Here is a 17853-nt window from a genome sequence, read left to right as displayed (position 1 = left end):
TCGATAGGGTTTTGAGTATCCATGTAAAAAACAAATAGCAGCATAATACATGAATTTTTATCACGGACTATGCTGCACCTTGTATTTCCGTACACATCGAGTCTATCTCTTTGCTATTTCAATGTACTCCCTTTTTCCAATTACGTTCTTATATGCCGGCCTCATTATCTTTTTGTCGCTTACAACCTGCTCTATCCTGTGGGCGCACCAGCCGGATATTCTTGCAGCTGCAAACAGCGGAGTGTAAAGTTCATGAGGTATATTCAGCATGTCATATACAAAGCCCGAATAAAAATCTACATTTGCAGATATAACCGCATCTGGTCCCTTTATTTCCTTGAATAGCTCAACTGTCAGTTCTTCAACGCTCTTATAAAGTTCAAACTCTTCCATTCTTCCCTTTTCCTGTGCCAGCTCATTAGCTTTTTTCTTAAGGTGAATTGCCCTAGGATCTGAAAGGGTATACACTGCATGGCCCATTCCGTATACAAGGCCTGTTTTATCGAAAGCCTCTTTTTTAAGTATCTTCATTAGATAATCTTTGATTTCTCCCCTGTCTCCCCAGCTGTTTATGTTCTCTTTTATATTATCTATCATCTTAAGTACCTTAAGGTTAGCCCCTCCGTGTTTTGGTCCCTTTAAGGCCCCAACTGCTGTCGATATTGCCGAGTAGGTATCAGTTCCTGTAGAAGATACCACATGAGTAGCAAATGCAGAGTTGTTACCTCCGCCGTGCTCTGCATGTATTACAAGTGAAAGATCGAGAAGCTCTGCTTCCTTTTCGGTGTACTTGTTGTCCGGTCTTATCATGTGCAATATATTTTCAGCCGTTCCAAGGTCAGGTCTTGGAGAATGTATGAAGAGACTCTTGTTGTCAAAATAGTGGCTCTTGGCCTGGTATCCATATGCTATTATCGTAGGAAATCTTGCTATTAGTTCAATACTCTGTCTTAGCATGTTTTTGACACTTATGTCATCTGGATTTTCATCATAAGAATATGAAACAAGTATGCTTCTTTGAAGCTTGTTCATTATGTCCTTGCATGGGTTTTTAAGTATCATGTTTTCAGTGAAACTCCTTGGCAAAGTCCTGCTTCTTCCTAGAAGCTGCTTGTACTCGTCGAGCTCACTATTTGTAGGAAGTTTTCCAAATAAAAGAAGATATGAAACTTCCTCATATCCATGCCTTTTTTCCTTTTGGAATCCAGACACTATATCCTTAAGGTCTATACCCCTGTATATGAGCATCCCTTCGTCAGGAACCTTCTCTCCTATGTCCACAAGGTATCCGTGCACTGCTCCTACCTGTGTCAGCCCTACAAGCACTCCCGTTCCATTTTCATTCCTAAGCCCACTTTTCACATTGTACAGCTTGTAATACTCAGGGTCTATGAGATTATTCTTTTTAACGTCCTCGGCTAATTTTTCTATTATAGCCTCATCTTTTTTTCCAGCCAATACATCCACCCCCGTTTTATAATTCATTTGTCCTTATAATTTAAATTGTATACTTGCATGTAAGGATATTTTGTTTAAGTATATATTACCATATACAAAGCCAACTGTGGTATATTTTTTGTTTAAATTCCAATGTATATAATGGTTTTTTTCGAAAACAATATTATGTATCCCCTAAATAATATACCCAAAATAAATTATATGCCCTCATATTATTTTTGCAGGTTCATAAAAAAATTCCTTCATTAATTGTTAATCAATAAAAAAAGCAAATCGGAAAATAATTCCGATTTGCTATACCCGTAACGATTATAGTCTTTTATATAGAGGGAACTGCGCTGTAAGCTCTTTTACCATTTCTGAAGCCTTTTCGATTTCATTATCGTCTATAACAAGCTTCATAGCCTCTGCAATTACAACCATCTGGTCTTCCTTCATTCCCCTTGTAGTCATAGCAGGGGTTCCTATTCTTATTCCACTTGTCACGAAAGGACTCTCAGGGTCAAACGGTACTGTATTTTTGTTTACAGTTATATATGCCTCATCAAGTCTCTTCTCCGCCTCTTTTCCAGTCATGTTCTTGTTTCTAAGATCTATCAATATAAGATGGTTGTCAGTTCCTCCTGAAACCAGTTTGAATCCTCTTTTAACAAGTTCCTCGCCAAGTCTCTTTGCATTCGCGACAACCTGCTTTTGGTAGTCATTAAAGCCTTCTTCCAAAGCTTCTTTAAAACACACTGCCTTTGCAGCTATAACGTGCTCAAGAGGACCTCCCTGAAGTCCTGGGAATATGGCCTTGTTTATCATCTTTGCATATTTTTCCTTGCAAAGTATTATTCCACCTCTTGGCCCTCTTAAAGTCTTATGAGTAGTAGATGTAACAAAGTCCGCATATTCGCATGGATTCTGGTGAAGTCCGGCCGCAACAAGACCTGCTATGTGTGCCATATCAACCATAAGAAGCGCTCCGACTTCATCTGCTATCTCCCTGAATCTTTTGAAATCTATAGCCCTAGGATAAGCTGTAGCTCCGGCTATTATAAGCTTTGGCCTTTCTCTCTTTGCTATTTCAAGAACCTCATCATAATCTATAAGGTCATCTTCTTTTCTAACCCCATAAGGCACGAAGTTAAAATATATTCCCGATATATTTACAGGAGAACCGTGAGTAAGGTGTCCCCCCTGCGAAAGGTCTAGTCCCATAACCTTGTCGCCGTGTTCAAGTGCAGCAAGGTATACACCCATGTTGGCGCTACTTCCAGAGTGCGGCTGAACATTTGCATGCTCTGCCCCAAATATTTTTTTTAGTCTTTCTATAGCAAGACTTTCAACCACGTCAACATTTTCGCATCCACCGTAATATCTCTTTCCTGGGTATCCTTCAGCATATTTGTTTGTAAACTGGCTTCCCATTGCTTCCATAACTGCCTCAGATACGAAGTTTTCAGAAGCGATAAGCTCTATATTTGTGTTTTGCCTATCTATCTCTTTTTGAAGCGCTCCATAAACTTCCGGGTCTACGTTTTGTAAATTTCTAAAATCCATCGATGTTTCCCCCTTTAATGTTTTTTTGTTGTCCACACTTAAATTAAGATATATTATAATACATCTCCAGCATTAATGCCATACTTTTTTTATGTTTTTAATGTTATTGTTTTGTCTATTGCAAACATTATTACATACTATTCGTTATATTCTACACAATTTTATATCATTTCTATTCTCGAAAACTAATATGTATTCCCGTATTTTTGTTCAAAATACTAAATTACAAGCTATTCAACATTGAATAATAAGTAGTATTATAAATCATATACCCTGTTAAATCTATAAGAAACTTCGATATAATTTTAATTTTATATATGTTCTATTTATTATGATGGTTTTACATTCAAAAAATCCATTGTTTTATAAAAAAATAGATTTTATGCACAGTAATAAATTTAACCCACTTATGTTGCCCATATTTGATGTATGTTTTTATTGAGAATATGAATATATATGAAAAATCAGTTTATGCAGTAAATTACTGATTTATTTTTACTAAAATTGTTTACATCTATTACTTTTTAATATAATCTTTTTTTATGTGATTAATATAAATATTAAAAGAGGTATTTTTTATGGACAGGATATCCAAAAGTGAAGTTTTTAAAATTGCAATATATGCCGGAGAGATAATGTTAAAAAATGGAGCTGAGACATACAGGGTTGAAGACACTATAAACATAATATGTCAATCCAGAAAACTGTGGGGCGTAAACTCATTTGTAACTCCTACAGGGCTCTTTGTCTCTGACAACAAGGCAGACGGCATATCCCTTATAAAGCGTGTTGAAAGCCGCACTATAGACCTTGATAAGATTTCAAAGGTCAACAGCTTTGCAAGGGACTTTGTGAAATTCCCAATGGGGTATGGGCACGCGCGTTCTATGCTCGATGAAATTGACGCGACCCCTAAATACAACCCTGTTTTGAAATTTTTGGCTGTAGGTCTGGCCTCGGCGTTCTTCGCCCTTATAATAGGCGCACATCCCATAGACTTTGCAGCCGCTTTCATAATAAGTACAATTTCAATAATAGTCTATGAAAACATATCCAAAATAAGTGATACGGCATTCCTATCGACTGCCCTTTGTTCTTCGATAGTCACTTTTTTCGCCATAGTATCCCATGTTCTTGGATTCGGCAGAAATCTTGATATGATAATAGTTGGTGCCATAATGCCCCTTGTTCCCGGTGTTGCTCTTACAAACGGCATAAGGGACCTTATATCAGGCGACCTCATCTCAGGCATGGCACGGGTATGCGAAGCCATTTTAATAGCCATTTCAATCGCAGTCGGAGTCGGTTGGGTTCTGAAGGTCTGGGTTTCGGCGTTTGGGGGTGTGCTTTAATGCTTGTATTTGTAAAGCAGTTCATATTTTCGTTTCTTCCAACCGTAGGCTTCGCCATACTTTTTAATGCTCCGCGAAGTTCCCTGTTTTATACGGGTCTTACGGGCGGAACCGGATGGACGATTTATTTTTTTCTTAAGCACTCCGGCTTTTCATCGCCATTTTCAAGCCTCATAGCCGCCATTGTAGTGAGCATTCTGGGCGAAATTTTCGCCAGGGTGGACAAAAAACCCGTTACAGCTTTTATAATACCTGGAATAGTACCGCTTGTTCCTGGATACGGAATGTACCTTTCAATGATAAACCTCATAAACAATAGGTTTTACGATGCGGCCGTTGTCGGCACGGATGCAATACTTACAGGCGGCTCAATAGCAATGGGCATAATAATGGTATCGTCTTTTGCCAAGATAATAAAGAAGGTCAAAAAAAACAAGCAATTGAAAAAACCGTCTGAATAGACGGTTTTTTTAAGCCTTTAAACTGCTGTATGGATTTGTCCTGAGAGCAAATGAATAGAGATAAGGATAATCCTCCTTAAGGTTCTTCATATACAGTATCCACTGTAATACAAGCTGGCAGTAAGCTCTTTTAAGATCATTCGATATGTGCTTGAAATCGTCGCTGCTCATGTCGTCAAAGCCATTTCTTGCATCAAGCTCTTCTGTAATGTGGAAGAGCGCCCACAATAGCTCTGTAAATGATTCATGTTCCAATAGGTTTGGGTTTTCTAGAAGCGTCAGCAGAAACTGCCTCTTTTCCACCATCATATCCTTAAGCCTCTCTATATTGCCTATGTCTACAACTATTTTAAATTCATTCTCGCTTATGTAGTTTTTTATGCTCTTGTATTTAGTCTCGTCCCAACTCTTGACCTTCTCGAATCTTACTATAAGCTCACTTGAATTGCTGTCATACGTAAGAAAATTCTTTAAAAAATCAGTCCCTGCTTCGCTGAAAAACACTCCTATCACCATGTTGAGTTTTTTGATCCTCTGCAGCTTTTCCCTTCTTCCTATGAGCTTGTTTAATATCATAGTCACAAGTATTACAGATATTGGCATAAATCCCAGCTGAGCTATGACATATCTGAGTATGAACATAGGATCTTTGAATACTGCATAGTGAATACCGTAAAATACAGCCGATATCATAAGCAATGCTGCTATGAGTTTTTTCATCCAATCGTCTATTTTCAACGCTTGTCCCTCCTAAATATTTATTATTCCAACCCTTCCCATATTATAAGTCTAAAAGTGAAATGTTGCAATATATAGTGCATTAAAAAAGGGCCTTGTAGGCCCTATCTGTCTTCCCTGAAATATGAGACTCCTAGACTTTCCGGAGCCATGTTTTCCTTGCTCTTTTTCGCAGATACCACTACAAGTACCAGTATTGTAGCTATATAAGGAAGCATGTCTATCACATACTGTGATATCGGAAGATTATATTTTTGTATCCTGAAGCCTATTATGTCAAGACCTCCGAAGAAGTATGCACTTGCCATGGCCTTGTAAGGATTCCACATGCTGAATATTACGAGTGCGACTGCAATCCACCCTCTTCCCGCAGTTACATTCTCCTGCCATGCCGGAACATATACAAGCGAAAGATATGCGCCTCCAAGCGCGCAAAGAGCTCCTCCTGCAAGTATGTGGACGTATTTATACAGAGTGACGTTTATTCCGCTCGCATCCGCTGCCGCAGGATTTTCTCCGACCATTCTAAGGTTTAATCCTTTTCTGGTCCTGTACATATATACCCCAATGGCAATTGCACATACATATCCCATATATACGAATACATTCTGCTTGAATATAACATCTCCCATGAAAGGTATCTGTGAAAGCAGCGGCAAATTTATCGCCTTGAAAAATTCCCCTACCTTTTGAGGAACCACAGTTCCTATTAGAGATTGCCCTATAAAGCTTGAAATTCCCGTTCCAAGTATTGTAAGCGACAGTCCCGAAACAACCTGGTTCGCCCTTAATGTAACCGTAAGGAATGCAAATATAAGGGCTGAGAGCGCTCCTGCTATTACCGCTCCTATTATAGCAAGCAGAGGGCTTGAAGTTATAAGACCCACTTTAAATCCTGCAACAGCTCCTATTAGCATCATTCCTTCAACCCCAAGGTTGAGATTTCCTGATTTTTCAGTTACTATCTCGCCTAATGTCGCAAATAAAAGCGGTGTTCCCGCCTGTATGGCTGCACTGAGAAAAGCCACTAAAGCCATATGAATGCTCCTTCCGTATTCATTATATGAGCTGCATACTAGCTTGCAGCCTTAATATCATCAGATTTGTCCAGCTTTTGCGGTCTTGACATGAAATCAAGCCTGTACTGTGTAAAGAATTCACTTCCAAGCACGAATATCAGTATAAGCCCCTGCAGTATTTGGGCTGCAGCCTGAGGAATCTGAAAGGCCGTTTGTATATACGAACCGCCTTGCACAAGAACTGCAAACAGGAACGATACTAAAAGCGCAAGCGGCGCGCTGAGGCCTGAAAGCCATGCAGTTATTATAGCTGTGTATCCCACTCCTCCCGAAACCTCGACTGAAAGCGTATTGTTCACTGCAGACGCCTGAACCATCCCTGAAAGCCCGCATAGCCCTCCACTTATGAAAAGTGCTATTATGGCTATTTTCTTTACGTCCATACCCGCATAAAGCGCAGTATTTTCACTTTCACCTATTACGCTTATCTCGTATCCCTTTTTGGAATATTTCATGAATACGTGCATTGCGGCTATCAGCAGAATGCAAATCAGCCATCCGGCATGCACTCCCATGAATTTAGGTATTATTCCATTTGACGAGAAATTAGGTATTTTGGGGAATCCCAGAGCATTTGGATCCTTCCAAGGCCCATACTGCAGGTATGTTACCCACTGCAGGGCTATATAGTTCATCATTAGTGTAAAAAGGGTTTCATTAGTCCCGAATTTAGCCTTGAAAAAAGCCGGTATGAAAGCCCAAAGCCCTCCGCATATTATTCCCGCTCCCATCATGAGTGGAAGCAGCATAATCATAGGCATGTCTGGGAATTTAAGCGCGAAAAAACTCGCCCCGAATGCTCCCATGCATATTTGCCCCTCTGCACCTATATTCCAAAACTTCATCTTGAATGCAATTATTATTCCAAGCGAGGTTATTGTAAGCGGTATTGTCTTTATTATAGTCTCTTTAAACCTGTACATGCTGCCAAAAGAACCTTCAAGCATCGATACATAAACCTGGACCGGATTGTGTCCCAGCGAGAATATGAAAATAGTCGATGTGAAAAGGGCAAGAAGTATGGCTGCAGTCTTTATCATTACAACCTGCTTTTTGTCGATTTCCGGCCTTTTTATAATTCTGAGCAATTTAGTTCACCTCTTTTTTGGATGCTCTCTCCAGCCATGAGCATTCCCACCTCTTCTTTATTAGTCTTTCTGGCATCAAGTATTCCCGTTATCTTGCCGCCGCACATAACCATTATACGGTCGCACAGCTCAAGTAGCACATCAAGGTCCTCTCCTACAAACATTATGCCTACGCCTTTTTTCTTTTGCTCATTCAAAAGGTCGTATACATTGTATGCAGCTCCTATGTCAAGCCCCCTTGCAGGGTATGCAGTTATCATAAGGTGCGGATTGCAGTCTATCTCTCTTCCAAGAAGCACCTTTTGAATGTTTCCGCCCGAAAGTAGCCTCACAGGATGGCTTATACCCGGAGTGCTTATTGAAAGCCTTTCTATCATCTGTCTCGCCTTTTCCCCTACGCTTTTTCTCTTTACGAAAAAACCCTTTTGCCTATGGTATTCCTTGAGCAGTATATTGTCCACCATGTCCATCGAGCCCACAAGGCCCATTCCCAGCCTGTCTTCTGGAACAAAGCTAAGGCTTATTCCCTTTCTTATGATCTCCTTTGGACTTTTCCCTACTATATTTTCATCCTCGTATATTATATCTCCGCCTGATATCTTGTAAATACCTGCTATGGCTTCGCAAAGCTCCTTCTGTCCGCTTCCTGCGACTCCTGCGACTCCCAATATTTCGCCTCCAAAAAGCTCGAAGTTGACGCCCTTTAGTATATCGGCTCCCTGCGAGTCCTTAGCATTTACATCTTCAACGCTGAGTATCTTTCTCTTTATGTCCACACTGACCCTTTCTATCGAAAGTTCGACAGACCTTCCAACCATGAGGTCTGTAAGGGCCTTTGGGTTTGTATGTTCCTTGTCAACACTGCCTACAACTTCACCTTTTCTAAGCACAGTTATCCTGTCGCTTATCTCCATTACCTCGTTGAGTTTGTGAGTTATTATTATAACTGCGCAGCCCTGCTTTTTCATATTTCTTATTATGTCAAACAGTTTTGTAGTCTCCTGCGGCGTAAGCACCGCAGTAGGCTCGTCAAGTATCAGTATTCTAGCTCCTCTGTAGAGCACTTTTAGTATTTCAAGCCTTTGCTTTTCAGCAACAGACATCTCATAAACCTTTTTGTCAGGGTCTATCTCAAGATTGAATCTTTTAGATATTTCGCTTATTTCACTCGAGAGCTTTTTCCCATTTACAAAAAGTTTTCCGCTTTGCCCTGCTATTATGTTTTCCTTGGCACTCATTACCTCCACAAGCTTGAAGTGCTGGTGTATCATCCCTATGCCCATATCTATGGCATCCTTTGGCGACTTGAACTGCACCTTTTCATTTTCCACATAAATAATTCCGCTGTCAGGGGAATATATCCCTGACAGCATATTCATAAGTGTACTCTTTCCAGCTCCATTTTCTCCAAGTATCGAGAGAACTTCCCCGGACTTGATTTCAAGACTTACATTCTGATTTGCTATTACGCTTCCAAATCTTTTAGAAATATTTTCAACTCTTATAAGAGAATTCATAAAATCACCCGATTATTTTTTTATACTTCCTTCTACACCTTCAACAAGCCAATCCATAGAAAGCAGCTGCTCGTCTGTAAGAACTTCGCCTTCTTTAACAACTACATTTCCTTCGTTGTCCTTTATAGGACCTGCAAACACCTTAAGACTTCCGTCCTTTATCTTGCCCTCAAGCTCCGTCACCTTTTGTACAGCCTCACTTGGAACAAGCTCTGTCATAGGGGCAAGCTGGACAACTTCGTCTTCCATTCCACCCCAGTAGTTCTCGCTCTTCCAAGTTCCGTCCATGGCTGCCTTAACCTGCTTAACATAGTATGGTCCCCAGTTCCAAACAGGTGCTGTAAGGTAAGCCTGTGGAGCCATTTCCTTCATGTCAGTGTTGTATCCTATAGAGAATGCTCCTTTTTCCTGAGCTGCCTGCTGAGGTCCTGCAGTATCCTGGTGCTGGGCTATTACATCCGAGCCTTCGTCTAGAAGAGATTCCGCAGCTGCCTTTTCGCTTACAGGGTCATACCATGTGTGAGTCCATCTCACTGCAACACTTGCTTCAGGGTTTACAGACTTGACTCCAAGAGTGAATGCATTTATACCTCTTATTACCTCTGGTATTTCGAAAGCTGCAACATATCCTATCTTGTTTGTCTGAGTCTTCATTCCCGCAACTACTCCCGAAAGGTATCTAGGCTCATACATTCTTCCGAAATAGTTGGACATGTTCTCGCCGTCCTTGTATCCCGAGCAGTGAAGGAACTTAACATCCGGATATTCCTTTGAAATCTTTTCAACGTAGTCCATGTATCCAAAGCTTGTAGCAAATATAACCTTTGCTCCCTGGTCTATCATATCTCTCATTATCTTTTCAACTTCTGGTCCTTCCGGAACAGATTCCTTATATATTGTAGAAACTCCAAGTTCATTTTCAAGGTAAAGTCTTGCTTCATTGTGGGCATAACTCCATCCGCCGTCGCCTATAGGCCCTACGTATATGAATCCAACCTTCATTGAGTCAGCAGAAGTTTCAGCCGGCTGATCTGAAGATTCTTCCTTAGAACCACATCCGGTTAAAGCAAGTGAAAAAACTAGTACTAAAGACATCATTACTGCAAAAATTTTCTTTTTCATTTTTACCCTCCTGAGTTTTATATTCGTAGTTATGTATGCAAAACGCATTTCAAATATTCAGTCTAGCGCTAATATTCCAACATCTCTATATGTGGTGCATACATCATAATATGCATCCATTTAAAATCTATAGGCTTTTAAAACTTATTTTTCCTTTTTCCATCTTTTCTATTATTGCAAGAGAGTGAAGATTTATTCCCAAATCATCAAGAATAGCTCTTCCTTCCTGGAATCCCTTTTCTATCACTATTCCAATTCCAACAAGGTTTGCACCGGCCTGATCCACTATGTTCTTTATTCCAAGAGCCGCCCTTCCGTTTGCAAGGAAATCGTCTATAAACAAGACATTCTCGCCTCTGCCCAGGTATCTCTTTGAAATTTTTATAGTGTAGTGCTTTGCCTTTGTAAACGAATAAACTTCGCTTTCATACGTTTCCTTGTCGAGATTTTTAGAATCCATCTTTTTTGCAAATACAACAGGTACGTTGAAATACTGGGCGCATATGCATGCTATTGCTATTCCAGAAGCTTCAACCGTAAGTATCTTGTCGACCTTTTGGTCTTTGAATAGTTCCTTGAATCTTTTTCCTATTTCATTCAAGAATTCAACGTCTATCTGGTGGTTCAAGAAACTGTCGACTTTTAATATGTCTTCTCCTTCTACACGTCCCTCTTCCAATATCTTTTTTTCTACAAAGTTCATATCCTGCCTCCCATCAAAAAAAATAACCCTGTCCAAATAGACAAGGTTTCAATCCAGATATAATCAAATTCAACAAAATATAGAATATTCGCTGTTAGAGTGTTCAATCGAATATTAAACAGTATATGCTAAGTTTGATAAACCCTGGGTTAAAACCTGTAGGCAGACTATTTACGGCAGTCTGGTAGAGACTTATGGACCTTATCACCATAATTATACAGGCGAACGTTAGTATCTCGTTTTTCAAATAACATTCAACTTACTTCTAATTTTAAACCATTGCTTATAAAAAATCAACTCCAAATATAATTTTTTTCGATGTGTTCGCTTTTTCCAAAATATAAATATTATCCGGACATTTGGATATATATTATGTATACGGATTATAAAATATAACATTCAATTTTATTTGACACAAAATTCAACTGAGGAGGCTACAAATGGCAGTTATAAAAATAGATGTAAGAGGGCAGACATGCCCCGTTCCCCTCGTCGAAACCAGAAAGGCCCTTAAAAAGGCCCAGCCCGGAGATATCGTCCAGGTGGTTGGCACCCATCCCACTTCAAAGGCTGAAATCCCGATGGCGGTAGATGCTCTCGGCCTTTCACTTATAGACATATCTGAAGAAGGCGATGTCTGGACAATCAGAATACAAAGGTGAATTCGGATGCAAAATCACTCTTTTCAATTTGAAATAACATGTGCAGGGAGGTGGCACAATGTCTCAAAAGACTACTATAATACTCCACAGCGGAGACATGGACAAGATATATAGCGCTCTCATAGTGGCTAACGGGGCTCTCTCTATGGGCATGGAAGCCTCGATATTTTTCACCTTTTGGGGGCTTTTGAGGCTCAAAAAGGGCGGCCTTGAAAAAGGACCTCTTTCAAAGATGAATCTTGGCGGGATTGGAAGGCTAATGATAAAAAACCGAATGAAAAAGGCGAATGTTGTGGACTTAGAGCGTATGATAAGCGACTTCAAAGAACTGGGCGGCAAAATAATAGCCTGCGATATGACAATGGAGATAATGGGAATTTCAAAGTCCGACATAAGAGAAGATCTAATAGACGAATATGGAGCCGTAGGCACTTATATACAAGAGGCAAGGGAATCGGAAATTACCCTGTTTATATGATATGGTCCATACCCATATAACTTTACTAAAGGAGGACGCTATGTTCCAGACTCAAATCTATTTTGACAATTCAGCTTCGACGCGGCTTGACGAAAGGGTTCTCGAAGAAATGAATCCATATTTTTTCGATATATACTCAGTTGCAACATCTGAATTTGCATATTCGATGGGAATAGAGGCAAAAGAGGCCGTTGACAGGTCAAGGGATATAATAGCTAAAAGCTTAGCGGCAAAGCCGGATGAGATAATATTCACATCGGGAAGCTGCGAATCAAGCAATGCAGCAATAAAGGGAGCTACAGCCGCCCTTTCATCAAAGGGAAAACACATAATAACCTCTAAAATAGAGGATTTTCCGGTTTTAAACACAATAAAGCGACTTGAAAGAGAAGGCTTTGAAGTCACATATATAGACGTTGACGACAGGGGATTTGTCGATATGGCTCAGCTCGAGTCTTCCATAAGAGAAGATACAATACTCGTGTCAATACAACATGCAAACCAGGAGATAGGAACCATTCAGGACATAGATGCCATAGGCAATCTGTGCCGTGAAAGGAAAGTTCTTTTTCACACAGATGCGACTCATACATTTATGAGGGTTCCCATAGATCTTTCAAACCTAAATGTGGACTTTATGACTTTTTCAGCCCATACTGTGCACGGTCCAAAAGGGATTGGAGGGCTTTTCATAAGAAAGGATACGCCATTCAAAAAGCTTATCGACGGAGGATTCCAGGAATTCAACATGAGAGCTGGCGTAGAGGACATACCTTCAATCGTGGGATTCGCAAAGGCGGTTCAGATAATTCCTTCTGACGAGAGCAAAACCCTTCAGAAAATGAGGGATTACCTTATAGACAGGGTTCTTTCGGAAATACCCGACACAAGCCTTAACGGAGATATTTCAAAAAGACTCCCTCAAAACGCTAACATAACTTTCCACTATGTGGAAGGCGAGTCCATAACTCTTCACCTTGACATGTACGGCTTTGCGGTGAGCACCGGATCTGCATGCTTTAGCAAATCCCTTGAGGCTAGCCATGTCATGATGGCGATAGGAGGGTCACACGAAGACGCCCACGGCTCGATACGCTTCAGCCTGAGCAGGTACAATACAGTGGAGCAGATAGATAACCTCGTCGATACCATTTCTAAAATAGTCCAGAACCTCAGAAAGATAAGCCCTCTTGGAAAGGAGAGATAGGTATGAAGTTCCCGTACAGCGAAAAAGTTCTAGAGCATTTTAAAAACCCTAAAAATGTGGGACGAATAGAAAATCCTGACGGCCAGGCCACAGAAGGCAGCTCAGCATGCGGTGACATGGTTTCTCTTACAATGCGTGTTGACGAGTCTACCCACGTGATAGAGGACATAAAATTCGAATCGTATGGATGCGCCTCCAACATAGCCACGGCATCTGTCATAACAGAGCTTGCAAAGGGAAAGACCATAGAAGAGGCCAAAAAACTCACATGGAGGGACGCCGAAAACGCCCTTGGAGGCCTTCCAAATGTAAAGGTTCACTGCTCAGTGCTTGCAGTAGAGGCTCTTCACTCAGCCATAACAAATTATGAGGAAAAGCACGGGCTCATAACGGAAAAGGAACCTACTACAATATCAACCGTCGAGACAAGGCTTAAAAAGGTAATGAACCCTGAAAGAGGGCTTGACATAGTAAAGACGGGGCTTGTCACCGGAATAGTGGTAAATGGAGGCAATATTACAATAAACCTTTCAATCCCATCTTCCCACCAGTTCGCATCAAGCATAAGAGAGGACATAACAGAAAAACTCGAGACACTTTGGGACATTGAATCCGTGGAAGTGCTGTTTTCAAAAGAATAGTGAAAAATGAAGGCAACAGCCCTTGATAGGGCTGTTGCCTTTTAAAAAAATCTGTATATGCTAAAGACTATCACGCTTACCAGCGCTCCTATTGTAGGCGTTCCAAACCACGCAAACAGTATGTTCCTTATTGTCTTGTAGTTGACTGTTTTTGTACCCTTTACAAGACCTATACCTACAACTGCGCCGACTATTGCCTGCGATGTGGATACCGGTATTCCTATCTGAGCATATATGTACACGACTATGCCTGCGGTAAGTACAGATACAAATCCTGACAGGGGTGAAAGCGGCGTTATTCCCTCTCCCACTGTCATCATTACCGGCTTTGCAAATGTTATGACTCCAAGAGCTATAGTAAGCCCTCCTATTATCTGCGCCTGAAGTGATGTTATAAGATTGAGTTCACCCGCATAAACCGATGTCACATTTGCCACGTTGTTCGCCCCCAGCGAATAGGCTGAAAAGGCTCCTGCAACTATGTACGCCGTTCTTATGAACCTGTCGTAAAAATTAAAGCCCATTATTTTCTTCTCAAGATATTTTTCCATAAACATGTATAGCACATACCCTATTACAAGCGCTCCTAGAGGCGTTGCAAACCATGCCCCGAAAAACTGTGATGTTTTAGAAAAGTCCGCCTTTCCCTCAAGTGCGGCTGAACCTATTATGGAACCTATTATGGCCTGCGATGTGGAGACTGGATATTTGAGTATTGTCATAAGTGTAATCGTAAATGCCGCCGCAAACATCACTAAGAAAGCCTCTATCGGCCTGTCTACTCCGCTTGAATATGCATATCCACTGAGTTTATGTACTCCCTTCGCCCCTTCGAGCCAGGCTCCAAGCACTACGAACACTCCCGTTACTGCAACCGCTACCGAATACTTGACCGCCCTTGTCGTGACAGCCGTGGCAAAGCAGTTTGCCGCATTATTGGCTCCAAGCGCCCAGCCAAGTATAGCGCCTGATATAAGCGATGGTGAAATCATATGTCATCATACCTTTCTCATTACCATTATCATTTCCAATACATCAGATACATCCTCCGCAATATCCGATATCTTTGCAAAATCCGATATGAATACCTTCAGCTGCATCTTCTGCACAAGCTCCATATCCGACTTGAAAAGCACTCGCAACGTATCTTCTTCTATCCTGTCTATATCGCTTTCTATCGTGTCCACTTCTATAAGTTTTTCTGCGCTTTGGAATGCATTCCATAAATTCGAAAGCATTCCATCCATTGTATCCCTGAGTATGTACAGCTGATTTTTGGTGAGTTCGTTAATCTTCATTATATTTGACTTATACGGCTCTTCCAGTGAAATTCTTTGAAGCATAAGCTGCTTTATTATCTCTTCCGCCTCGTTGGCTATCTTGTCAACCTCGTCTATCAAAATGAGTATTTCCCTTCTTGACTCCGGCAAAAGCGCTCCACCTAATAATGCTTTTATTATTTCATGTCTTATATTGTCAGCCCTTGCCTCCGCCTTTGAAACACTAACGCACAAAGCAAAAACCTCATCCTCTGAAACAAAGTCAAGAACCTTGTCTAGAGAATCCGAAAACTGTACATAACACTCTATTACAGCATCCATATGCTTCATAAGCAGATCATGAATCTTGTGTTCCTTCTTGAAAAAAAACATAGTCCTTCCCCCTATTAAAAATGACATATAAAAATAGTACTTTTTGTCATATAATAAATATACCACTTTATAAATAATATTAAACCCCGGTTTATGCCGGTTATATATACGCAGAATATGGGTAATAATCATCAAGTATAAAACATTATAGTATTCGAAAGGGGAAGCAAAATGCAAGACGTTGAAATCAGCTCCGTTGAAAAAAACATAGAATATTTGAAACTTCTCTCAAAACAGTATCCCTCAATCCCTTCGGTATCGAGTGAAATAATAAACCTCATGGCCATATTAAACCTCCCAAAGGGAACAGAGCATTTTCTTACAGACATTCACGGTGAATACGAGGCCTTTTCACATGTGCTTAGAAATGCATCGGGAGTCTTAAAACTAAAAATAGATGACATATTCGACGGAATGCTAAGTGAAAGCGAAAAAAAGAGCCTTGCAACTCTTATTTACTACCCAGAACAAAAGCTTGAAATAATAAAAAAAGAAAATGGCAACATGAAGGAATGGTATAAAATAACACTTCACAGGCTCATAAGAATATGCAGGTTCACCGCTTCAAAATACACACGTTCAAAGGTTAGAAAAGCTCTGCCTCACGACTTTGACTACATAATAGAAGAACTTTTGCATGAAGATGAGACAAGGGCTGACAAGCAAAACTACTATAACCAGATTGTAAACACAATAATAGACATAGGCAGCGCCGACGAATTCATCTGCGCAATATGCCATCTCATACACAGATTCTCTGTAGACAGGCTCCACATACTCGGTGACATTTACGACAGGGGCCCCGGGGCGCATATAATAGTAGATGAGCTTTTGAATCACCACAGCGTGGATATACAGTGGGGAAACCACGACATAATCTGGATGGGCGCAGCAGCTGGATCTGCCGCCTGCATGACAAACGTCATAAGAATATGTGCAAGGTATGCAAACCTTGAAACTCTTGAGGAAGGCTACGGAATCAATCTAATGCCACTTGCTACATTCGCGCTTGAATACTATGGAGATGATCCTTGCACACAGTTCATAAGCAGATCATCCAGAAATTCCATGCTAAGGGAAAATGACATTGAGCTTATAGCTAAAATGCACAAGGCAATTGCAATAATACAGTTTAAGCTCGAAGGTGAGATAATAATGAGCAGCCCTCAGTACCAAATGGAAAAAAGGCTTATGCTCGATAAGATAGACCATGCAAGAGGTACTATAAATCTGGCCGGACAGGAATACGCTCTTTGCGACAGGAATTTTCCTACAATAGACCCTAAAAACCCATACAGGCTTACAAACGATGAAACGGCGCTTGTCAAAAGACTGCTGACATATTTCAAAAACAGCGAAAAACTTCAAAAGCACACAAGGTTTCTATATTCAAAAGGAAGCATGTATCTGAGGTTCAACTCAAATCTTTTGTACCATGGATGCATACCCATGAACGAGAATGGAACATTCAAGGATATTCCAATAGGCCGCACACAATACTGCGGAAAATCACTTTTAGACAAATTCGACAGGCTGGCAAGGGACTACTATTTCGACAAGCGCTCCATAAGCGATGAATACGGAGAAGACATAATGTTTTACCTGTGGTGTGGAGAATATTCGCCTCTGTTTGGAAAAGACCAGATGACAACATTCGAAAGATACTTCATAAACGACAAAGCTGCCCATAAGGAAATAAAAGACCCTTATTTCAGCCTCAGAGACGACGAGTCGGTGTGCAAATATATACTTTCCACATTTGACCTCGACCCTGAAACCTCTCATATCATAAACGGCCATGTTCCGGTAAAGGCCAGAAAAGGCGAAAGCCCAATAAAGGCAGATGGAAAACTCCTGGTTATAGACGGAGGTTTTTCAAAGGCTTATCAGTCGACCACCGGACTTGCCGGATACACGCTGATATATGATTCATACTGCCTAAGGCTTGCAACCCACGAACCTTTCGAGTCAACTGAAAATGCAATAAAAAACGAGCAGGATATAAAATCTACAATTTCCGTTCTTGAAAGAACAAGCAGAAAATGCGTATCTGACACAGACATAGGAATAGAGCTCAACAGCCAGATAAAACACCTTAAGATGCTTCTGCTTGCATATAAAAAGGGGTTCATAAAAGAGAAGAAATAAAA

General features: G+C 40.7%; 17 protein-coding genes and 1 riboswitch. Of the genes, 7 read left to right on the top strand and 10 right to left on the bottom strand.

Features of this window, described 5'->3' with window-relative positions; genetic code table 11:
• Positions 1–102: 102 nt before the first annotated feature.
• Positions 103–1458 (bottom strand): citrate/2-methylcitrate synthase, encoded by a 1356-nt coding sequence (locus tag BUQ87_RS05545; protein WP_330391256.1) that lies wholly within the window; start codon positions 1456–1458, stop codon positions 103–105.
• A gap of 309 nt (positions 1459–1767) precedes the next feature.
• Positions 1768–3003, bottom strand: coding sequence for a serine hydroxymethyltransferase (locus tag BUQ87_RS05540; protein WP_038263542.1), 1236 nt, complete (start codon positions 3001–3003; stop codon positions 1768–1770).
• 578 nt (positions 3004–3581) lie between these two features.
• On the opposite strand from BUQ87_RS05540, the gene BUQ87_RS05535 reads away from it, so the two are divergent.
• A complete protein-coding gene (locus BUQ87_RS05535; RefSeq protein ID WP_038263538.1) occupies positions 3582–4355 on the top strand; it encodes a threonine/serine exporter family protein in 774 nt (257 codons plus the stop codon).
• Entirely contained in the window at positions 4355–4816 is a 462-nt protein-coding gene (locus tag BUQ87_RS05530; RefSeq protein WP_038263536.1) for a threonine/serine exporter family protein, read from the top strand. Before BUQ87_RS05535 ends, BUQ87_RS05530 begins: the two co-directional genes overlap by 1 nt.
• Positions 4817–4825: 9 nt before the next feature.
• Here BUQ87_RS05530 and BUQ87_RS05525 read toward each other — a convergent pair whose 3' ends face one another.
• The 6 genes from BUQ87_RS05525 to BUQ87_RS05500 all read right to left on the bottom strand — a co-directional run bounded on the left by BUQ87_RS05525 (position 4826) and on the right by BUQ87_RS05500 (position 11063).
• The gene (locus tag BUQ87_RS05525) at positions 4826–5554 is read right to left on the bottom strand and encodes a hypothetical protein (protein WP_077216496.1); all 729 of its coding nucleotides are present in this window, start codon (positions 5552–5554) and stop codon (positions 4826–4828) included.
• Between the two features lie 104 nt (positions 5555–5658).
• Positions 5659–6591, bottom strand: coding sequence for an ABC transporter permease (locus BUQ87_RS05520; RefSeq protein ID WP_038263534.1), 933 nt, complete (start codon positions 6589–6591; stop codon positions 5659–5661).
• Between the two features lie 38 nt (positions 6592–6629).
• Positions 6630–7721, bottom strand: coding sequence for an ABC transporter permease (locus tag BUQ87_RS05515; RefSeq protein ID WP_038263531.1), 1092 nt, complete (start codon positions 7719–7721; stop codon positions 6630–6632).
• Positions 7706–9238: an ABC transporter ATP-binding protein gene (locus tag BUQ87_RS05510; protein ID WP_038263528.1), complete on the bottom strand. Its 1533-nt coding sequence runs from the start codon at positions 9236–9238 to the stop codon at positions 7706–7708. Before BUQ87_RS05510 ends, BUQ87_RS05515 begins: the two co-directional genes overlap by 16 nt.
• Positions 9239–9250: 12 nt before the next feature.
• Positions 9251–10360 (bottom strand): BMP family ABC transporter substrate-binding protein, encoded by a 1110-nt coding sequence (locus BUQ87_RS05505; protein ID WP_038263525.1) that lies wholly within the window; start codon positions 10358–10360, stop codon positions 9251–9253.
• Between the two features lie 127 nt (positions 10361–10487).
• Positions 10488–11063 (bottom strand): xanthine phosphoribosyltransferase, encoded by a 576-nt coding sequence (locus BUQ87_RS05500; RefSeq protein ID WP_038263521.1) that lies wholly within the window; start codon positions 11061–11063, stop codon positions 10488–10490.
• Positions 11064–11202: 139 nt separating this feature from the next.
• Positions 11203–11304: riboswitch (purine riboswitch) on the bottom strand.
• Positions 11305–11503: 199 nt separating this feature from the next.
• Between BUQ87_RS05500 and BUQ87_RS05495 the strand changes: the two genes are divergently transcribed.
• Genes BUQ87_RS05495 through BUQ87_RS05480 form a run of 4 tightly spaced genes read left to right on the top strand, consistent with a single transcriptional unit; the run spans position 11504 to position 14051 of the window.
• A complete protein-coding gene (locus BUQ87_RS05495; protein WP_038263519.1) occupies positions 11504–11725 on the top strand; it encodes a sulfurtransferase TusA family protein in 222 nt (73 codons plus the stop codon).
• Between the two features lie 58 nt (positions 11726–11783).
• A complete protein-coding gene (locus tag BUQ87_RS05490; RefSeq protein ID WP_038263514.1) occupies positions 11784–12203 on the top strand; it encodes a DsrE/DsrF/DrsH-like family protein in 420 nt (139 codons plus the stop codon).
• Positions 12204–12243: 40 nt separating this feature from the next.
• A complete protein-coding gene (locus BUQ87_RS05485) occupies positions 12244–13410 on the top strand; it encodes a cysteine desulfurase family protein (RefSeq protein ID WP_038263511.1) in 1167 nt (388 codons plus the stop codon).
• 2 nt (positions 13411–13412) lie between these two features.
• On the top strand, positions 13413–14051 hold the full coding sequence (locus BUQ87_RS05480; protein WP_038263509.1) for an iron-sulfur cluster assembly scaffold protein: 639 nt from the start codon (positions 13413–13415) through the stop codon (positions 14049–14051).
• A 41-nt stretch (positions 14052–14092) separates the two neighbouring features.
• Here the strand turns inward: BUQ87_RS05480 and BUQ87_RS05475 are convergent, their stop codons facing one another.
• Both BUQ87_RS05475 and BUQ87_RS05470 read right to left on the bottom strand, forming a co-directional pair.
• Positions 14093–15043 (bottom strand): inorganic phosphate transporter, encoded by a 951-nt coding sequence (locus tag BUQ87_RS05475; protein WP_038263507.1) that lies wholly within the window; start codon positions 15041–15043, stop codon positions 14093–14095.
• A 6-nt stretch (positions 15044–15049) separates the two neighbouring features.
• On the bottom strand, positions 15050–15703 hold the full coding sequence (locus BUQ87_RS05470; RefSeq protein ID WP_038263503.1) for a DUF47 domain-containing protein: 654 nt from the start codon (positions 15701–15703) through the stop codon (positions 15050–15052).
• Between the two features lie 171 nt (positions 15704–15874).
• Between BUQ87_RS05470 and BUQ87_RS05465 the strand changes: the two genes are divergently transcribed.
• Complete coding sequence (locus BUQ87_RS05465) at positions 15875–17851, top strand: fructose-1,6-bisphosphatase (RefSeq protein ID WP_038263500.1); 1977 nt, start codon at positions 15875–15877, stop codon at positions 17849–17851.
• The last annotated feature ends 2 nt before the right edge of the window (positions 17852–17853 follow it).

It is taken from the genome of Peptoclostridium litorale DSM 5388 (assembly GCF_900141635.1).
Classification (GTDB): Bacteria; Bacillota; Clostridia; order Peptostreptococcales; family Peptostreptococcaceae; genus Peptoclostridium; species Peptoclostridium litorale.
This window is presented reverse-complemented; position numbering and strand designations above follow the sequence as displayed.